Source organism: Cellulosimicrobium sp. MI9406 (assembly GCF_040595865.1).
In the GTDB taxonomy this organism is placed as follows: Bacteria; Actinomycetota; Actinomycetes; order Actinomycetales; family Cellulomonadaceae; genus Cellulosimicrobium; species Cellulosimicrobium funkei.
Genome location: NZ_JALIZI010000012.1, coordinates 51,488 through 66,585, shown reverse-complemented (window position 1 = coordinate 66,585; position 15,098 = coordinate 51,488). Strand labels below are relative to the sequence as shown.

Annotated in this window: 11 protein-coding genes; 6 read left to right on the top strand and 5 right to left on the bottom strand. The window is 76.1% G+C overall.

Annotated elements, in window-relative coordinates; all coding sequences use genetic code 11:
• The first annotated feature begins 43 nt into the window (after positions 1-43).
• Positions 44-955: a DUF559 domain-containing protein gene (locus tag MT994_RS19010; RefSeq protein WP_354807554.1), complete on the top strand. Its 912-nt coding sequence runs from the start codon at positions 44-46 to the stop codon at positions 953-955.
• Between the two features lie 86 nt (positions 956-1,041).
• On the opposite strand, the gene MT994_RS19005 is transcribed toward MT994_RS19010, so the two are convergent.
• The 3 genes from MT994_RS19005 to glgX form a co-directional block, all read right to left on the bottom strand.
• Positions 1,042-2,217 carry a hypothetical protein gene (locus MT994_RS19005; protein ID WP_354807552.1) on the bottom strand — a complete coding sequence of 392 codons (1,176 nt, stop codon included), beginning with the start codon at positions 2,215-2,217 and terminating at the stop codon, positions 1,042-1,044.
• Positions 2,218-2,237: 20 nt separating this feature from the next.
• Positions 2,238-3,992, bottom strand: a complete 1,755-nt coding sequence (locus MT994_RS19000) for an FAD-binding dehydrogenase (RefSeq protein WP_354807550.1) — start codon at positions 3,990-3,992, stop codon at positions 2,238-2,240.
• 137 nt (positions 3,993-4,129) lie between these two features.
• On the bottom strand, positions 4,130-6,580 hold the full coding sequence (glgX, locus tag MT994_RS18995; protein ID WP_354807549.1) for a glycogen debranching protein GlgX: 2,451 nt from the start codon (positions 6,578-6,580) through the stop codon (positions 4,130-4,132).
• A gap of 112 nt (positions 6,581-6,692) precedes the next feature.
• Between glgX and MT994_RS18990 the strand changes: the two genes are divergently transcribed.
• The 3 genes from MT994_RS18990 (at position 6,693) to MT994_RS18980 (ending at position 10,788) form a co-directional block, all read left to right on the top strand.
• Entirely contained in the window at positions 6,693-7,508 is an 816-nt protein-coding gene (locus MT994_RS18990; protein ID WP_354807547.1) for an electron transfer flavoprotein subunit beta/FixA family protein, read from the top strand.
• A 13-nt stretch (positions 7,509-7,521) separates the two neighbouring features.
• Positions 7,522-8,529: an electron transfer flavoprotein subunit alpha/FixB family protein gene (locus MT994_RS18985; protein ID WP_137281226.1), complete on the top strand. Its 1,008-nt coding sequence runs from the start codon at positions 7,522-7,524 to the stop codon at positions 8,527-8,529.
• 126 nt (positions 8,530-8,655) lie between these two features.
• Positions 8,656-10,788 carry a PhoX family phosphatase gene (locus tag MT994_RS18980; protein ID WP_194520999.1) on the top strand — a complete coding sequence of 711 codons (2,133 nt, stop codon included), beginning with the start codon at positions 8,656-8,658 and terminating at the stop codon, positions 10,786-10,788.
• Between the two features lie 61 nt (positions 10,789-10,849).
• Here MT994_RS18980 and MT994_RS18975 read toward each other — a convergent pair whose 3' ends face one another.
• The gene (locus tag MT994_RS18975) at positions 10,850-11,896 is read right to left on the bottom strand and encodes an aminoglycoside phosphotransferase family protein (protein WP_354807545.1); all 1,047 of its coding nucleotides are present in this window, start codon (positions 11,894-11,896) and stop codon (positions 10,850-10,852) included.
• Positions 11,897-12,186: 290 nt separating this feature from the next.
• Between MT994_RS18975 and MT994_RS18970 the strand changes: the two genes are divergently transcribed.
• Both MT994_RS18970 and mnmA read left to right on the top strand, forming a co-directional pair.
• Positions 12,187-13,419, top strand: a complete 1,233-nt coding sequence (locus MT994_RS18970; protein ID WP_354807573.1) for a cysteine desulfurase family protein — start codon at positions 12,187-12,189, stop codon at positions 13,417-13,419.
• Positions 13,416-14,603: a tRNA 2-thiouridine(34) synthase MnmA gene (gene mnmA, locus MT994_RS18965; RefSeq protein ID WP_354807543.1), complete on the top strand. Its 1,188-nt coding sequence runs from the start codon at positions 13,416-13,418 to the stop codon at positions 14,601-14,603. The genes MT994_RS18970 and mnmA overlap by 4 nt, the downstream gene beginning before the upstream one ends.
• Here the strand turns inward: mnmA and MT994_RS18960 are convergent.
• On the bottom strand, positions 14,576-15,004 hold the full coding sequence (locus tag MT994_RS18960) for an ester cyclase (protein ID WP_194520996.1): 429 nt from the start codon (positions 15,002-15,004) through the stop codon (positions 14,576-14,578). The two genes, mnmA and MT994_RS18960, sit on opposite strands and share 28 nt — an antisense overlap.
• Positions 15,005-15,098 lie beyond the last annotated feature (94 nt).

The window sequence follows — 15,098 nt, the reverse complement described above, 5'->3', positions numbered from 1 at the left end:
CTACACCGCGGACAGCAACGGGCCTCGGAGGGTTCCGCCTGCTGTGCCCTACGTGCGTCGACGCCGCGCGGAGCTGGCAGCGCGAGCACGCGCCGGTGAGCTCGTGCGGGTACGGCGCGGCGTCTACCTCCCCTCGGCGCACTCCGCGCCGTCGGAGCGCGAGGAGTGGCTGCTCGGCGAGGTGCGCGGACTGGTCGACCGGCTCGTGACGCCGTTCTGGGTGAGCCACGACACCGCGGCTCTGCTCTGGGGCTGCTGGACCTGGCGGCTCCCGCCGTTCGCGCACCTGACCCAGCTCGGCCACCCGAACGTGACGAGAGAACGGGACGCAGCCGTGCGTCGGCACTGGACCGATCTACCGGTCCGTGACCGCGCAGTCCTCGACGGCGTCCCTGTCACCAGTCTCGAGCGCACCTTGGTCGACTGTGCGCGGTCGCTGCCGCTCGAGCGCAGCCTCGTCGTGGTGGACTCCGCGTTGCGCCTGGGTGCGGATCGGGACGTGGTCGACTCGATCGTCGAGGAGTCGCGCGGCAAGCGCGGCGTCGTGCGGGCGCGGCGCGCTCTCGAGCTTGCGGACCCGAGGTCGGAGTCCCCGGGGGAGACGCTCGTGCGGCTCGCGGCCGTGCTCGGCGGTCTGCCCGCACCTCGCCCGCAGGTACCGGTGGTGACGTCGCGTGGGACGTACGTCGTCGACCTGGCCTGGCTCGACGCCCGGCTGGTGATCGAGTTCGACGGGGCGGTGAAGTACTCCGGCGGGGAGTACGGGGACCCGGCAGAGGTCCGGCGCGCACAGGACGTCCGCGAGGCGGCGCTCGTGGCAGCGGGCTGGACGGTCGTGCGCTTCACCTGGGCGGACCTGGGCGACCCGGTTGCGGTCGGCTGTCGTCTCGCGGAGTCGCGTCGCCTCGCGCTCCGACGCCGCGCAGGCAGCTCGCGACCTTCCTCGCCGAGGTAGAGCCCTGGTCCGTCGTGGTAGAGGCGTGGTCGTGAACCTGGCCTCTACTCCGGCGTACCTGACCTCTACCTCGGTCTACCTGGCCTCTATCCCGCGGGTGGGGGTGGAGCGAGGAGGTCGAGGTAGCGCGAGCGCGCGCGCAGCACGTCGGCGAGCTGGGTCTCGATGCCGTCCACGAACTCCTCCCGGTACACGGCGTCGACCTGCACGGAGATCGCGTAGTACAGGCCGGTGAAGGTCGCGATCGCGACGGAGACGCGCAGCAGGGTCTGCGTCACGACGAGGTCCGCGCCGCCGACGCCACCCCCGCCGACGAGCGAGAGCGTGCGCTGCCAGGTGCCGCCGTCGACGTCCCACAGCGCCATGACCTCGGGGGTCACCGTGAGCGTGCCGAGCGCCATGAAGAACACGCCCATGCCGAGGCTCACGACGAGGACCTGGAGGAGCTGGCTCGTCGCGATCATCGTCGCGAGGTTCGCCGTCTGGCCGCGGCTGAAGCGCGCCGCGCGCTCGTGCCCGGGGTGGCGGGCGGCGGTCTCCGCGAGCGCCTCGCGCGCCTCCGCGGGCGAGCGCAGCCCGACGAACAGCACGACGAGCAGCGCGAAGAACGCGCCGAGCACGAGGTCGGCGACGCCGTGCGTGCGGTCGAACACCTGCCACACCTCGGCGTTGTAGAAGAGCACGAGGGAGAACACGAGCAGCAGCGGCAGCAGGCGCACGAGCCGCAGCAGGGCGGCGCCGAGCTCGTCGGTGACGCGCGCGAGCCCCCACCACAGCGACGACAGCACGCCGTACCCGACGACGACCCGCACGACCCCGAGCAGCACGAGGTTGCCGACGACGGTGAGCAGGGCGTCGCCCCACTGCCCGCCGAACACGACCGGCAGGAGGGCAGGCACGAGCACGAAGAACGCGAGCTCGGGGACGCCGACCGACTGAGGGAGCGTGGACCACGGCCGGCCGCGCACCACGTTGAGCCCCGCGTACGCGGCCGCGACGAGGGCCGCTGCGCCGAGGAGCGCGAGCGCGTTCGCCCACGCGGGCCAGACCGAGCGCACCGCGCCGGAGAGCTCGGCGAGCAGCACGACGAGCAGGAACGGCGCCGACCGCCCGAACACGTCGCGGTCGAGCGAGTGCCCCTCGACGAGCAGCGGGAGACCGTTGCGGCGGAACAGGCGCTCGCACGCGGGGGCGTCGAGGTGGTCGACCGCCGCGGGGGCGCCGGGCGCGGGGGCCGGGGACGCGTCGTCGGGCACGGTCATGGTCGCCGACCCTACCCGGGTCAGCCCAGGTCGGCGGCGACCGCGCGGCCCGCGACACGGCCGGAGTAGAGGCACCCGCCGAGGAACGTCCCCTCGAGCGCGCGGTGGCCGTGCACGCCGCCCCCGCCGAACCCGGCCGCCTCGCCCGCGGCCCAGAGCCCGGGCAGCACGGACCCGTCCGCGCGCAGGACCCGCGCGGAGGTGTCCGTCCACAGGCCGCCGAGCGTCTTGCGCGTCAGCACGGAGAGGCGGACGGCGAGCAGCGGCCCGTCCTTCGGCGTCGTCAGAGGCCGTGGCGGCGACACGCGGATGAGCCGGTCGACGCGGTAGCGGCGCGCCATCGCCGTCGCGACGACCTGCGGGTCCTTGCCCAGCCCCGTGCGGACCTGCTCGTCGCGCAGGCGGACGACGCGCGCCAGGGCCGCCGGGTCGACGTGCCCGCGCGAGCCCGGCGTCGCCTCGACGAGCGCGTTCATCCGGGCGGCGAGCTCCTCGGGGGTGTCGGCCCACACGAACTCCGGCGACTGCTCGGCGAACCGTGCGACCGGCCCGACGGCGCCGGGCAGCACCCGCTGGGCGAGGAGCTGCACGTCCTTGCCCGTGAGGTCGGGGTTCTGCTCCGAGCCGGACAGCGCGAACTCCGACTCCATGATCGCCTTGTTGAGCACGAACCAGGAGTGGTCGTCGCCGCGCTCGGTGACGTGCTGGAGCGCGCCGAGGGCGTCGAAGCCGGGGAACAGCGGGGCGGGCAGCCGGTTGCCGTCGGCGTCGAGCCACAGCGAGCTCGGTCCCGGCAGGATGCGGATCCCGTGGTCCGTCCACACCGGCGAGTGGTTCGCGATCCCCTCCGGGTAGTGCCACATGCGGTCCTCGTGCACGAGGGCCGCGCCCGCGTCGGCGGCGACGCCGATCATGAGCCCGTCGGTCGAGTCGGGGACGCCGGACAGCATGCGGGCGGGGAGCCGGCCCGCCGTCTGCGGCCAGCGGGAGCGCACGAGCTCGTGGTTCGCGCCGATGCCGCCCGAGGTCACGACGACGGCGCTCGCCGCGATCTCGACCTCCCCGACGACGTCGCGCGAGGACGGCACCCCGCGCCCGGCGTCCGACGGCGCGAGCACCTGCGCGCGCACGCCCGTCACCGCGCCGTCGGTCACGACGAGCGACGTGACCCGGTGCCGGAACCGGACGTCGAGCAGGCCCGCGGCGCGCGCGTCCAGGGCGGCGCGGACGAACGGCTCGAGGATGCCCGGGCCGGTGCCCCACGTGACGTGGAAGCGGGGCACGGAGTTGCCGTGCGCGCCGGCGGCGGACCCGTCGGCGCCCGAGCGCACCGGGTACCCGCCGCGCTCCGCCCACTGCACCAGCGGGAACCACCGCACGCCCTTGTCGTGCAGCCAGCCGCGCATCTCCCCGGCGGCGAAGCCGACGAAGCCCTGCGCCCACGCGTAGCCGTGGCGGTCGGGGCCCTCGCCGCGGTCCGCGCCGGGCGCGAACTGCGCGGACCCGAGCCAGTCGTCGAACGCGAGCTCGGCGGAGTCCGTGACGCCCATGCGCCGCTGCTCGGGCGAGCCGACGAGGAAGAGACCGCCGAACGACCACCACGCCTGACCGCCCAGGCTCGCCGCCGGTTCCTGGTCGAGCAGGACCACCCGGCGACCCGCGGCCGTGAGCTCGGTCGCCGCGACGAGACCGGAGAGCCCGGCCCCCACGACGACGACCTCGGGGTCCTCGATCGTGGGCGGGGTGGGGGAGGAGTCGACCGCGCTGTCACTCATGCGGGAAGAGTAGAGCACGTGTCCAGACCCCGGCGGGCAGGGGCGACCACGGCTCTACCTCGGCGACCTCGGCTCTACCTCGCGAGACCACGGCTCTACCTCGCGAGACCACGGCTCTACCTCGGGAGACCTCGGCTCTACCTCTGCGGGGTGGGGGACACGTACACGCGCAGGCTCAGCGCCTCGAGCCCGACGACGTCGCCCGGGCGGGCGGCGCTCTCGCCCGGGGAGCGGTCCGGGTCGTCCGGGTGCTCCCAGTCGGAGTCCCACACGAGCTCCCAGCGCTCGGGCTCGCCGCCTGCGGCGGCCCGCAGACCCGGGAGCGTCACGTCGACCGGGTCGAGCGCCCCGGTGAGCACGACGAGCACGTCGGCGTCGCCGGGCTCGGGGGCGGTGCGCAGCATCTGGAGCGTCCGGACGCCCGGGTCGTGCCACGCCCCGTGGTCCAGCGGTCCTCCGTCGGCGTCGAACCACGCCAGGTCGGGCACCGCCGTCGGGCGGGGGCCCTGCCCGCCGCCGGCCGCGGTGCCGACCCCCGTGCCGCCTTCCCCACCGGCCGCCGTGCCGGCCCCCGTGCCGCCTTCCGCACCGGTCCCCGTGCCGGCTGCCGCACCAGTCCCCGCACCGGACACCGCACCGGCTGGGCCGTCCGGCGCCGCCGGGCGCGGGCGGCCGGTGAAGAACGCGTCGGGGCGCAGCGCGGTGTGCTCGCGCCGCAGCGCGAGGAGGTGGCGCGCGGTGGCGAGCAGGTCCTTGCGCCACGGGGACAGGTCCCACGACACCCACGACGTCTCGTCGTCCTGCACGTAGGCGTTGTTGTTGCCGCGCTGGGTGCGGCCCATCTCGTCGCCCGCGGTGATCATCGGGGTGCCCGCGGCGAGCACGAGCGTCGCGAGGAGGTTGCGGATCGAACGGCGCCGCAGCGGGGCGATCTCGACGCCGAGCCCGTCGAGCACGCCGCCCGCGGTGGCGTCCGGGGTGACCGGGCCCTCGAGCCCGTGGTTCCAGGACCGGTTGTCATCCGTGCCGTCGCGGTTGTTCTCGCCGTTCGCGAGGTTGTGCTTGTGGTCGTACGCGACCAGGTCGGCGAGCGTGAAGCCGTCGTGCGCGGTCACGTAGCTCACCGACGCGACCGGCCCGCGCACGAGCGGCGGGTCCGAGTGGCCGAACAGGTCGGCCGACCCCGCGAGGCGCGTCGCGAGGTCGCGCACGCCGTGCCCCGGGCGCCCGTGCGACGCCTCGCGCGCGTCCGCGAGCCAGAACTGGCGGGCCGCGTCGCGGAACCGGTCGTTCCACTCCGCGAGCGGCGGCGGGAACTGGCCGGTGCGCCAGCCGCCGGGGCCCACGTCCCACGGCTCGGCGACGAGCTTGAGCCCGCACAGCACCGGGTCGGTCTGGAGCGCGACGAGGAACGGGTGGTCCGGGTCGAACCCGGTCGCGCCGCGGCCCAGCGTCACGGCGAGGTCGAACCGGAAGCCGTCGACCCCGACGACCTCGGCCCAGTACCGCAGCGAGTCGAGCGCGGCCCGCACGACCGCGGGGCGGCGGAAGTCGAGCGAGTTGCCCGTCCCGGTGACGTCCGCGAGGCGCGCGGGCGTGCCGCCGTCGTGCAGGTAGTACCCGGCGTTGTCGAGGCCGCGCCACGACAGGTGGTACCCGTCAGCCCCGCCCTCGCACGTGTGGTTGTGCACGACGTCGAGCAGGACCTCGATCCCCGCCTCGTGCAGCAGGTGCACCATGCCGCGCACCTCGTCGAGCACGGCGGCCGGCCCGGCGTCCTGCGCGGCGCGCGTCGCGTACGCGGCGTGGGGCGCGAAGAACCCGAGCGTCGAGTAGCCCCAGTAGTTCGTGCGGCCGCTCGAGAGCAGGTGCGGCTCCGGCACGTTCGCGTGCACGGGGAGCAGCTCGACGGTGGTCACGCCGAGGCTCCGCAGGTGCTCGATCGTCACCGGGTGCGCGACGCCCGCGTACGTCCCGCGCAGGTGCTCGGGCAGCGCCTCCAGGCGCTGCGTGAGGCCGCGCACGTGCGCCTCGTAGACCACCGTGTCGCGCCACGGGACGCGGGGGCGGGGAGCGAGCGTCCCGGCCGGCTCGGCGACCACGACCGAGTGCGGGACGAACGGCAGCGAGTCGCGCGGGTCGGGCGCGCCGTACGGGTCGTCGCCGACCTGGCCGCGGATCGCCGGGTCGTCGGAGAGCTCGCCCACGAGGCCCCGCGCGTACGGGTCGACGAGCAGCTTCGCCGGGTTGTGGCGCAGCCCGGCCGCGGGCTCCCACGGGCCGTGGACGCGGAAGCCGTAGCGCTGGCCGGGGCGGACGCCCGGGACGTGCGCGTGCCAGACGCCGTAGGCCGGCCCGGCGAGCGGGACCCGGCGCTCGCGGTAGCGCGCCGGGTCGTGCGCGGGCAGCGCCGGGTCGACGACGTCCACGAGGCACAGCTCGACGGCGGTCGCGTGCGACGCGAGCACGGCGACGTCGACGCCGTCCCCGGCGGGGCGCGCCCCGAGCGGCGGGACGAGGGCGTGCCGGTCGACGCTCCCGGGCGCGGTCGGCGGGGCGGGTCTCGGGTCGGGCGACGGCTCGTGCACCCGTCCATTGTGGCGGGTGTCACCGGCTCCTCCGGTCGCCCGCCGGTAGGCTTCGGCGGAGCGGGCCGGGTACCTCTCCGGCCGACCGCCCAGCGCACAGGGAGAGCAGCCGATGCGGATCGTCGTCGCCGTGAAGTACGTCCCGGACATCCACGCCGACCGGGGCTTCGAGGACGGCCGCGTGGTGCGCCGGGCCGACGAGGGCACGCTCAACGAGCTCGACGAGAACGCGGTCGAGGCCGCGCTGCGCCTCAAGGAGGCGCTGCCGGAGGCGGAGCGCGAGACCAGCGAGGTGGTCGTGCTCACCGTCGCGGGGCCGGACGCCGACGGCGCCGTGCGCCGCTCCTTCCAGCTCGGCGCGGACCGCGGCGTGCGCGTGAGCGACGACGCGATCGCGGGCTCCGACTACTTCGGCACCGCGCGGGTGCTCGCCGCCGCCGTGCGCCGCCTCGCGGACGAGGCCCCGGTGGACGTCGTCGTGACGGGCATGGCCGCGCTCGACGGCCTGGGCTCCGTCGTCCCGGCGCTCCTGTCGGCCGAGCTCGGCCTGCCGCAGCTCACGCTGGCCGGGAAGCTCGAGGTCGAGGGCGAGCCGGGCGCGCGCACCGCGCGCGTCACGCGCGAGCTCGACGGCGTCGAGGAGGTCCTCGAGGCGCCGCTGCCCGCCGTCGTGTCGGTCACCGACCACGCGAACGACCCGCGCATGCCCAACTTCAAGCTCATCATGGCGGCGCGCACGCGCCCCGTGGAGGCGTGGAGCCTCGCCGGCCTCGGCGTCGACGCCGCGCTCGTCGGCGACGCCGGAGCCCGCACGCGCGTGCTCGACGCGTCGCCGCGGCCGCCGCGCCCCGACGCCGAGATCGTCGTCGACAAGGGCGAGGGCGGCCGCGCCCTCGCCGAGTTCCTCATCCGCAACGACCTGGTCTGAGAGGCGTCCGCACATGAGCACCCCCGGGGCCCGTACCGTCCTCGTCCTCCTCGACTCCGCGGCCACCGAGCTGCGGACGCCCGTGCTGGAGCTGATCACCCTCGGCCGCGCGCTCGGGCGCGTGGAGGCCGTCGCGCTCGAGGCGCCGAGCGTCGGCGTCCTCGCCCAGCTCGGCGCGCACGGCGTCGCGCTCGTGCGCCAGGCCGAGCCGTCGTCGGGCGGGGAGGTCGTCACCGGCGACGCGCTGCACCTGACGCCCGTCGTCGCCGAGGTCCTCGCCGCCGCCACGCGCGCGTCGCACGCCGACGCCGTCCTGCTGACGTCGTCGTTCCCGAACAAGGAGGCCGCGGCGCGCCTCGCGTTCCTCACGGGCGCCGGCCTCGTCGTCGACGCCTCCGCGCTGCACGACGACGGCACCCACCTCGTGGCCGACAAGCGCGTCTTCGCGGGCTCGTGGGACGTGCGCAGCGAGATCCTCACCGACCCTGCGGTGCTGACGCTCCGCGCGAACTCGGTCGTGCCGCAGCCGGCGGACGCCGCCGTCGCGACCGAGGTCGAGGCGCTGCGCGTCGAGCTGACCCCGGCGGCGACCGCGGCGCGCGTCGTGTCCCGCACGGTCGACGCGTCCGCGGGCGCGGGGCGCCCCGCGCTCGGGGAGGCCGCGATCGTCGTGGCCGGGGGCCGCGGCACGAACGGCGACTTCGGCCCCGTCGTCGAGCTCGCCGACGCGCTCGGCGCCGCCGTGGGCGCGACGCGCGACGCCGTGTACGAGGGCTGGCACGACCAGTTCGTCGGGCAGACGGGCGTCACCGTGGCGCCGCGCCTGTACATCGGCGCGGGCATCTCGGGCGCTCCGCACCACCGCGGCGGCATGCAGGCCTCGCAGGTGATCGTCGCGGTGAACAACGACCCGGAGTGCCCGCTGTTCGAGATCTCGGACTTCGCGGTCGTCGGCGACCTCGCGGACGTGCTGCCGCAGGCGGCCGAGGTGCTGCGCGAGCACCGGGCGTCGCAGGGCTGAGCACCCGGCCGGCGCCGAGAGTTCACCCGGTGTCCTCCGGGCGGTGGCCGGCCGGTCATCGATCGTTCCTAGCGTCGGGCCGACTCCCCGGTGACGGGGAGGCCCCCCGACCCGTGGAGACGACCGATGACGATCACGCCTGCCCCTGAGCATCGCCCCCTGCTCTCCGTCGCGCCGCACGCGCGCGGCAAGCGCAGCCCCGTCACCTGCCGGCTGAAGTGCGCGGACGCGTGCTCGCACCCGGTCCCCAACGAGAGCGCGAACGAGACGTTCCGCGACGTGGTCGCGGGCGCGCTGTCGCGCCGCGCGCTGCTCGGCGGGCTCGCGGTGGGAGCCGCGGCCGTCGTGCTCGGCGCGCAGACCGTCGCCGCGCCGCCCGCCGCCGCCCAGGGCGTCGTGGCGCACGGCGGCCACGGCGGTGGCCGCCCGCAGAAGGGCCTCGCGTTCGGCGCGATCTCGCCCCAGCCCGCGACGCGCGACGCGCTCGTCGTCCCCGAGGGCTACCGGTGGCGCCCGGTGATCCGCTGGGGCGACCCGATCCTGCGCGGCGGTGCGCCGTTCGACGTCTCTCGCCAGACCCCGGAGCAGCAGGCGCGGCAGTTCGGCTACAACAACGACTACCTCGACATCCTGCCGTTCGAGCGCCAGCACGCCCTCGCCGGCGGCCGTGGCGCGGGGAAGGGGCCGGGCCGGGGGACGCGCGGGCTGCTCGTCGCGAACCACGAGTACACGAACCCGGCGATCATGTTCGACGCCTCGTACGACGCCCCGACCCGCCGCGCGATCGAGCGCGCGGCGCACGGCATGTCCGTCGTCGAGGTGCGCCGTCGTCGGACCGGGACGCCGTGGGACTACGTGGCCGACAGCCGGTACAACCGCCGCGTGCACCTCGGGACCGAGTTCCGCCTCACCGGGCCCGTCGCGGGGTCGGACCTCGTCAGGACGGTCGCCGACCCGTCGGGCACGCGCGTGCTCGGCACGCTCAACAACTGCGCGGGCGGCACGACCCCGTGGGGCACCGTGCTCTCGGGCGAGGAGAACTACAACGGCTACTTCCGCACGTCGGGCACGGGCCACGACGCGCGCTACGGCCTGCGCGACGCCGCGACCGGGTACGGGTGGGAGCTCGACGACCCGCGGTTCGACGCCCGCAACCCCGGGTACGAGAACGAGCCGAACCGGTTCGGCTGGATCGTCGAGATCGACCCGTACGCGCCCGACGAGCCGCCGGTGAAGCACACCGCGCTCGGCCGGTTCAAGCACGAGGGCGCCAACGTGATCCTCTCGCGCCGGGGGAACGCGGTCGCGTACATGGGCGACGACGAGCGCTTCGACTACGTGTACAAGTTCGTCTCGTCGCGCACGATGCGCCCGGGGAACAGCGAGGGCGCGCGCCGCCACAACAAGACGCTGCTCACCGAGGGCTCGCTGTACGTCGCGCGGTTCCGCGGCGACTCGCCGGCGTCCGAGATCGACGGGTCGGGCGCGGTGCCGTCCGACGGCGCGTTCGACGGCCGGGGCGAGTGGGTCCCGCTCGTCGTCGACGGGCGCAGCGAGGTCGAGGGCATGACCGTCGAGGAGGTGCTCGTCTACACGCGCGTCGCGGCCGACAAGGTCGGGGCGACGAAGATGGACCGCCCCGAGGACGTCGAGCCCAACCCGGTCACGGGTCGCGTCTACGTCGCGTGCACCAACAACACCGCGCGCGGTCCGGCGGCGGCCGAGGCCGCGACCGAGCCGAACCCGCGCAACACCAACCGCGACGGGCACGTCGTGGAGATCGTCGAGGACCGCGACGACGCCGCGTCGCTGACGTTCCGCTGGAACCTGCTGCTCGTCGCGGGCGACCCCGCGACGAACACCTCCACCTACTTCTCGGGCTACCCGAAGGAGAAGGTCTCCCCGATCTCCTGCCCGGACAACCTCGCGTTCGACGCCGAGGGCAACCTGTGGATCTCGACCGACGGCCAGCCGAGCACGATCCAGAAGTGCGACGGGCTGTTCAAGGTCACGCTCGACGGCCGCGAGCGCGGGCGGGTCGAGCAGTTCCTCTCGGTGCCGCGCGGCGCCGAGACGTGCGGGCCCGTCGTGGACTCGGCGGACCGCATGGTCTACGTCGCGGTGCAGCACCCCGGCGAGGACGGGACGTTCGACGCGCAGGTGTCGCACTTCCCGGACTACCTCACGCCGGGCGCCCCGGTGCCGCCGGGAGCCTTCGCCGGGCCGCGGCCCGCGGTCGTGCAGGTCTGGCAGGACTGACGCCCGGGCCCCGACGCCACGACGGCCCCGGCGCCACGACGGCGCCGGGGCCCGTACACGCTCAGAGCCCGAGCTGCTCCAGCCACGCGACGGCCGCGACGCCCTGGGCGCGCTGGAACGGTCGCAGGCGGGGGACGGTCGGGATCGCGGGCTGCCGCGCGGAGTGCAGGAAGTACCCGGCGATCCCGGCGACGACGGCGCGCAGGTCCGTGGGGTGCACGTCCTGGCCGAGCGGGTGCGCGGCGAACGTCGCAGCCGCCCAGGCGCCCCCGCGCGCGCGTCGCGCCGGGTCGGCGCTCACCGTGACGGGCTCGCACACGTCCCGGACGCCCTGCATGACGACGCTCGGCAGGAGCATCGCGAGGTCGAGCCACGCGGCGCCGCGCGACGCGTACGGCCAGTCGACGAGGTACACCTTCTCCGGGGTCAGCAGCACGTTGTCGGCGCGCAGGTCGCCGTGCACGAACGACTCGCCCTCGCACGCGACGAGCGCCCCGCGCTCGGCCTCGGCGAGCGCGTCGAGGTGCGTCGCGGCCCAGGGCACGAGCGTGGCGAGGCCGGGGTCGGGGTGCGCGCGCAGGGCCCGCCAGCCGGTCGCCATGTCGGCGAAGTCGGGGCCGGTCGGCGGCAGGCGCATCGCCCGGGCGCCGGGCACGGACGCGACGCGGACGAGCGCCGCGAGCACGCGGTCGAGCTCGTGCGGGTCCCACGGCGTGCCGGGCGAGCGCCCGTCGACCGCCTCGTACGCGAGGGCGACCCAGTCGCCGTCGCCGTGGCCCCAGGCGAAGCGCGGCGCCGGGACCGCGCGGGGCAGCCGCGTCGCGACCTTCGCCTCGGCGCGGTGCAGGTCGGCGGCCACGGGCTCGTCGGCGGTCCGTGCGGCCTTGACGAAGAGGCGGCTGCCGTCGTCGAGCGTGAGGACGGACGCGAGTCCCGGGCTGAACCCCGCCGGGACCGACCGCTCGTGCACGACCCTGCCCCCGGCGACCGCCTCCAGCTCGTCGCGCAGCGCGAGCGGCAGGTCGGCCCAGCGCAGGCGTCGGCCGCCCGAGGCGACCGGGACGTCCCCGGCGGCCTCGACGGCGGGCGGCGCGACGTCGTCGGGCATCGAGAGGCCACTTCCCCTGTCGGTGGCTGGACGGTCCCGCCCGCGGCACGTTCCCGTCCCGCGGCGACGTGTGGCGCGCGACGGCGGTCCTGCGACCGGGCGAGCGCCCGGCGACGGCCGGGCGTAGATGTCCCACAACCTAGCGCTTTCCGCCGGGATGTCCAGCGCCGCCCACCCCTCGGACGACGAGCGCGGCCCTGCGGTTCGTAGACTGGGTGACCGTGACCCTTGCTCCCGGCCCCGCGACCGGCGCCCGCCCCGGCGCGCACGGCGGGCCGACCCCCGTCCCCGTGACGGCGTACCTCGACCACGCCGCCACGACGCCGCTGTCCCCGGCGGCGCGCGACGCGTTCGTCGACGAGCTGACCCGCACGGGCAACCCGTCGTCGCTGCACGCCGCGGGGCGCGCCGCGCGGCGCACGGTCGAGGAGGCGCGCGAGTCGGTCGCCGCCGCGCTCGGCGCGCGACCGAGCGAGGTCGTCTTCACGGCGGGCGGCACGGAGGCCGACAACCTCGCGGTCAAGGGCCTGTTCTGGGGCCGGCGCACCACCGACCCGCGCCGGCGGCGCATCGTCGTGTCCGCCGTCGAGCACCACGCGGTGCTCGACCCCGCGTTCTGGATGGCGGAGCACGCGGGCGCCGAGATCGTCCTGCTGCCCGTGGACGCCGAGGGGCGCGTGGACCTCGCCGCCCTGCGCGCCGAGATCGCCGAGCACACGGACGAGATCGCCCTGATCTCCGTCATGTGGGCCAACAACGAGGTGGGGACGCTGCAGCCCGTGCCGGAGGTCGTGCAGCTCGCGCGGCCGCACGGCATCCCGGTGCACTCCGACGCCGTGCAGGCCGTCGGGCAGGTGCCGGTCGACTTCGCCGCGAGCGGCCTCGACGCGATGACCGTCTCCGGGCACAAGCTCGGCGGCCCGGTCGGCGTCGGCGCGCTCGTCGCCCGGCGCGACGCCCCGCTCACGCCCGTGCTGCACGGCGGCGGCCAGGAGCGCGGCGTGCGCTCGGGGACGCTCGACGCCCCCGCGATCCGCGCGTTCGGCGTCGCGGTCACCGAGGCGGTCGCGCACCGGGCCGAGCGGGCCGCGCACCTCGCCGCGCTGCGCGACGAGCTCGTCGCGGGCGTGCGCGAGCGCGTCCCGGACGCCGTCCTCAGCGGGCCCGAGCCCGGCGCGCACGACGGCGTCGACCGCCTGCCCGGCAACGCGCACTTCACCTTCCCCGGCGCCGAGGGCGACTCCCTGCTCTACCTGCTCGACTCCGCAGGCGTGCAGGCCTCGACCGGCTCGGCGTGCCAGGCCGGCGTGCCGCAGCCGTCGCACGTCCTGCTCGCCATGGGCGTCCCCGAGGCGGACGCGCGGGGTGCGCTCCGCTTCTCGCTCGGCGTGACGTCCACGCGCGACGACGTCGCGCGCCTCCTCGACGCCCTGCCCCGGGCCGTCGAGCGCGCCCGGGCCGCGGGCCTCGCGTCGAGCCCGGCGCGCACGCGCGTCACGAGCCCCACGGGAGGTGCCGCGTGAGGGTCCTGGCCGCCATGTCGGGCGGCGTCGACTCGGCCGTCGCCGCGGCGCTCGCGGTCGAGGCCGGGCACGAGGTGGTCGGCGTGCACATGGCGCTCTCGCGCGATCGCGACCAGTTCCGCACCGGCTCGCGCGGGTGCTGCTCGATCGAGGACGCGGGCGACGCGCGCCGCGCGGCCGACGTGCTCGGCATCCCGTACTACGTGTGGGACCTCTCCGAGCGGTTCGAGGACACGGTGGTCGCCGACTTCCTCGCGGAGTACGAGGCCGGGCGCACGCCCAACCCGTGCGTGCGCTGCAACGAGCACATCAAGTTCGAGGCGCTGCTCGATAAGGCGACCGCGCTCGGGTTCGACGCCGTCGCGACGGGCCACTACGCGCGCGTCGAGACGCGGGAGGTCCCCGACGCGTCCGCGCCGGACGGGGTGCGCACGGTGCGCGAGCTGCACCGCTCCCCGAACACGGCGAAGGACCAGTCCTACGTCCTCGCGGTCATGGGTCCCGAGCGGCTCGCGCGGGCGATCTTCCCGCTCGGCGGCTTCGCGTCCAAGGACGAGGTGCGCGCCGAGGCGGCGCGGCGCGGCCTGTCGGTCTCCGCGAAGCCCGACTCCTACGACATCTGCTTCGTCGCCGACGGCGACACCCAGGGCTTCCTGCGCGCGCGCCTCGGCGCACGGCCGGGGGAGATCGTCGACGCGGAGGGCACGGTGCTCGGCGAGCACGACGGCGCCTACGCGTACACGGTCGGGCAGCGCAAGGGGCTCGGGATCGACCGCCCCGCGCCCGACGGCCGCCCGCGCTACGTGCTCGACGTCCAGCCCGCGAGCAACCGGGTGGTCGTCGGCCCGGCCGAGCTGCTGAGCGTCGACCGGATCGAGGCGGGTGCCGCCGTGTGGTTCGACGACGCGTGCCCGCCCGCGGGCGAGGCGGCCGACGTCGAGGTGCAAGTGCGTGCGCACGGTGCGCCCGTCCCCGCGCACGTGCGCGCCGTCCCGGGCGGGGCGATCGAGGTCGAGCTCACGGGCACGCCGCTCCGGGGCGTCGCGGCCGGTCAGTCGCTCGTCGTCTACGCCGGCACGCGCGTGCTCGGGCAGGGCACGGTCGACCGGGCGTACCGGGCCGGCCGAGGCTCCGGCGCCCCGCGCGAGCCGGGGGCTCAGCCGACGCCGACGGCCGTCGGGTGAGCGAGCGCCCGCACGAGCGCCGACTCGTCGCGCACGCACCAGTGCTCGGCCGCGCGCCCCTCGGTGAAGCGCAGCACGTGCATCTCGCGCACGCGGAAGCGGCGGCCCGTCGGCGCGACGCCGCGGAAGTAGCCGGTGTGCCGTGCGCTGAGCTCGACGTGCAGCGCCACGAGGTCGCCCTCCGCGACCGCGTGCAGCACCTCGACGTGCTGGTCCTCGAACGCGTCCGCGTACCAGTGCATGGTCGCGACGAGGCCCTCGTCGCCCCCGTCGCCGCCCGGTGCCGCGTCGTGGTTGCGGAAGCCCGGTGCGAGCAGCGCCGCGACGGCGTCGGCGTGGTTGCCCGGGATCGCGTGCGTGTGCACGGCGACGGCGGCGGCCTTGTTCTCGTGCGTGCCCATGGCGGGGTCCTTCCGCGGGACGGCCGTGCGGCCCCCGGACCCCGGCGGGGTCGCGGCACGGCTCGGTGTTCCGGTGTGCTCCTGGAGAGAGGTG

What these genes read in the sequence shown, in the direction of transcription:
- MT994_RS19005 (WP_354807552.1), bottom strand. Translation starts at nt 2,217, where the DNA reads ATGACCGTGCCCGACGACGCGTCCCCGGCCCCCGCGCCCGGCGCCCCC.
- MT994_RS19000 (WP_354807550.1), bottom strand. Translation starts at nt 3,992, where the DNA reads ATGAGTGACAGCGCGGTCGACTCCTCCCCCACCCCGCCCACGATCGAG.
- MT994_RS18990 (WP_354807547.1), top strand. Translation starts at nt 6,693, where the DNA reads ATGCGGATCGTCGTCGCCGTGAAGTACGTCCCGGACATCCACGCCGAC.
- MT994_RS18985 (WP_137281226.1), top strand. Translation starts at nt 7,522, where the DNA reads ATGAGCACCCCCGGGGCCCGTACCGTCCTCGTCCTCCTCGACTCCGCG.
- MT994_RS18980 (WP_194520999.1), top strand. Translation starts at nt 8,656, where the DNA reads ATGACGATCACGCCTGCCCCTGAGCATCGCCCCCTGCTCTCCGTCGCG.
- MT994_RS18975 (WP_354807545.1), bottom strand. Translation starts at nt 11,896, where the DNA reads ATGCCCGACGACGTCGCGCCGCCCGCCGTCGAGGCCGCCGGGGACGTC.
- MT994_RS18960 (WP_194520996.1), bottom strand. Translation starts at nt 15,004, where the DNA reads ATGGGCACGCACGAGAACAAGGCCGCCGCCGTCGCCGTGCACACGCAC.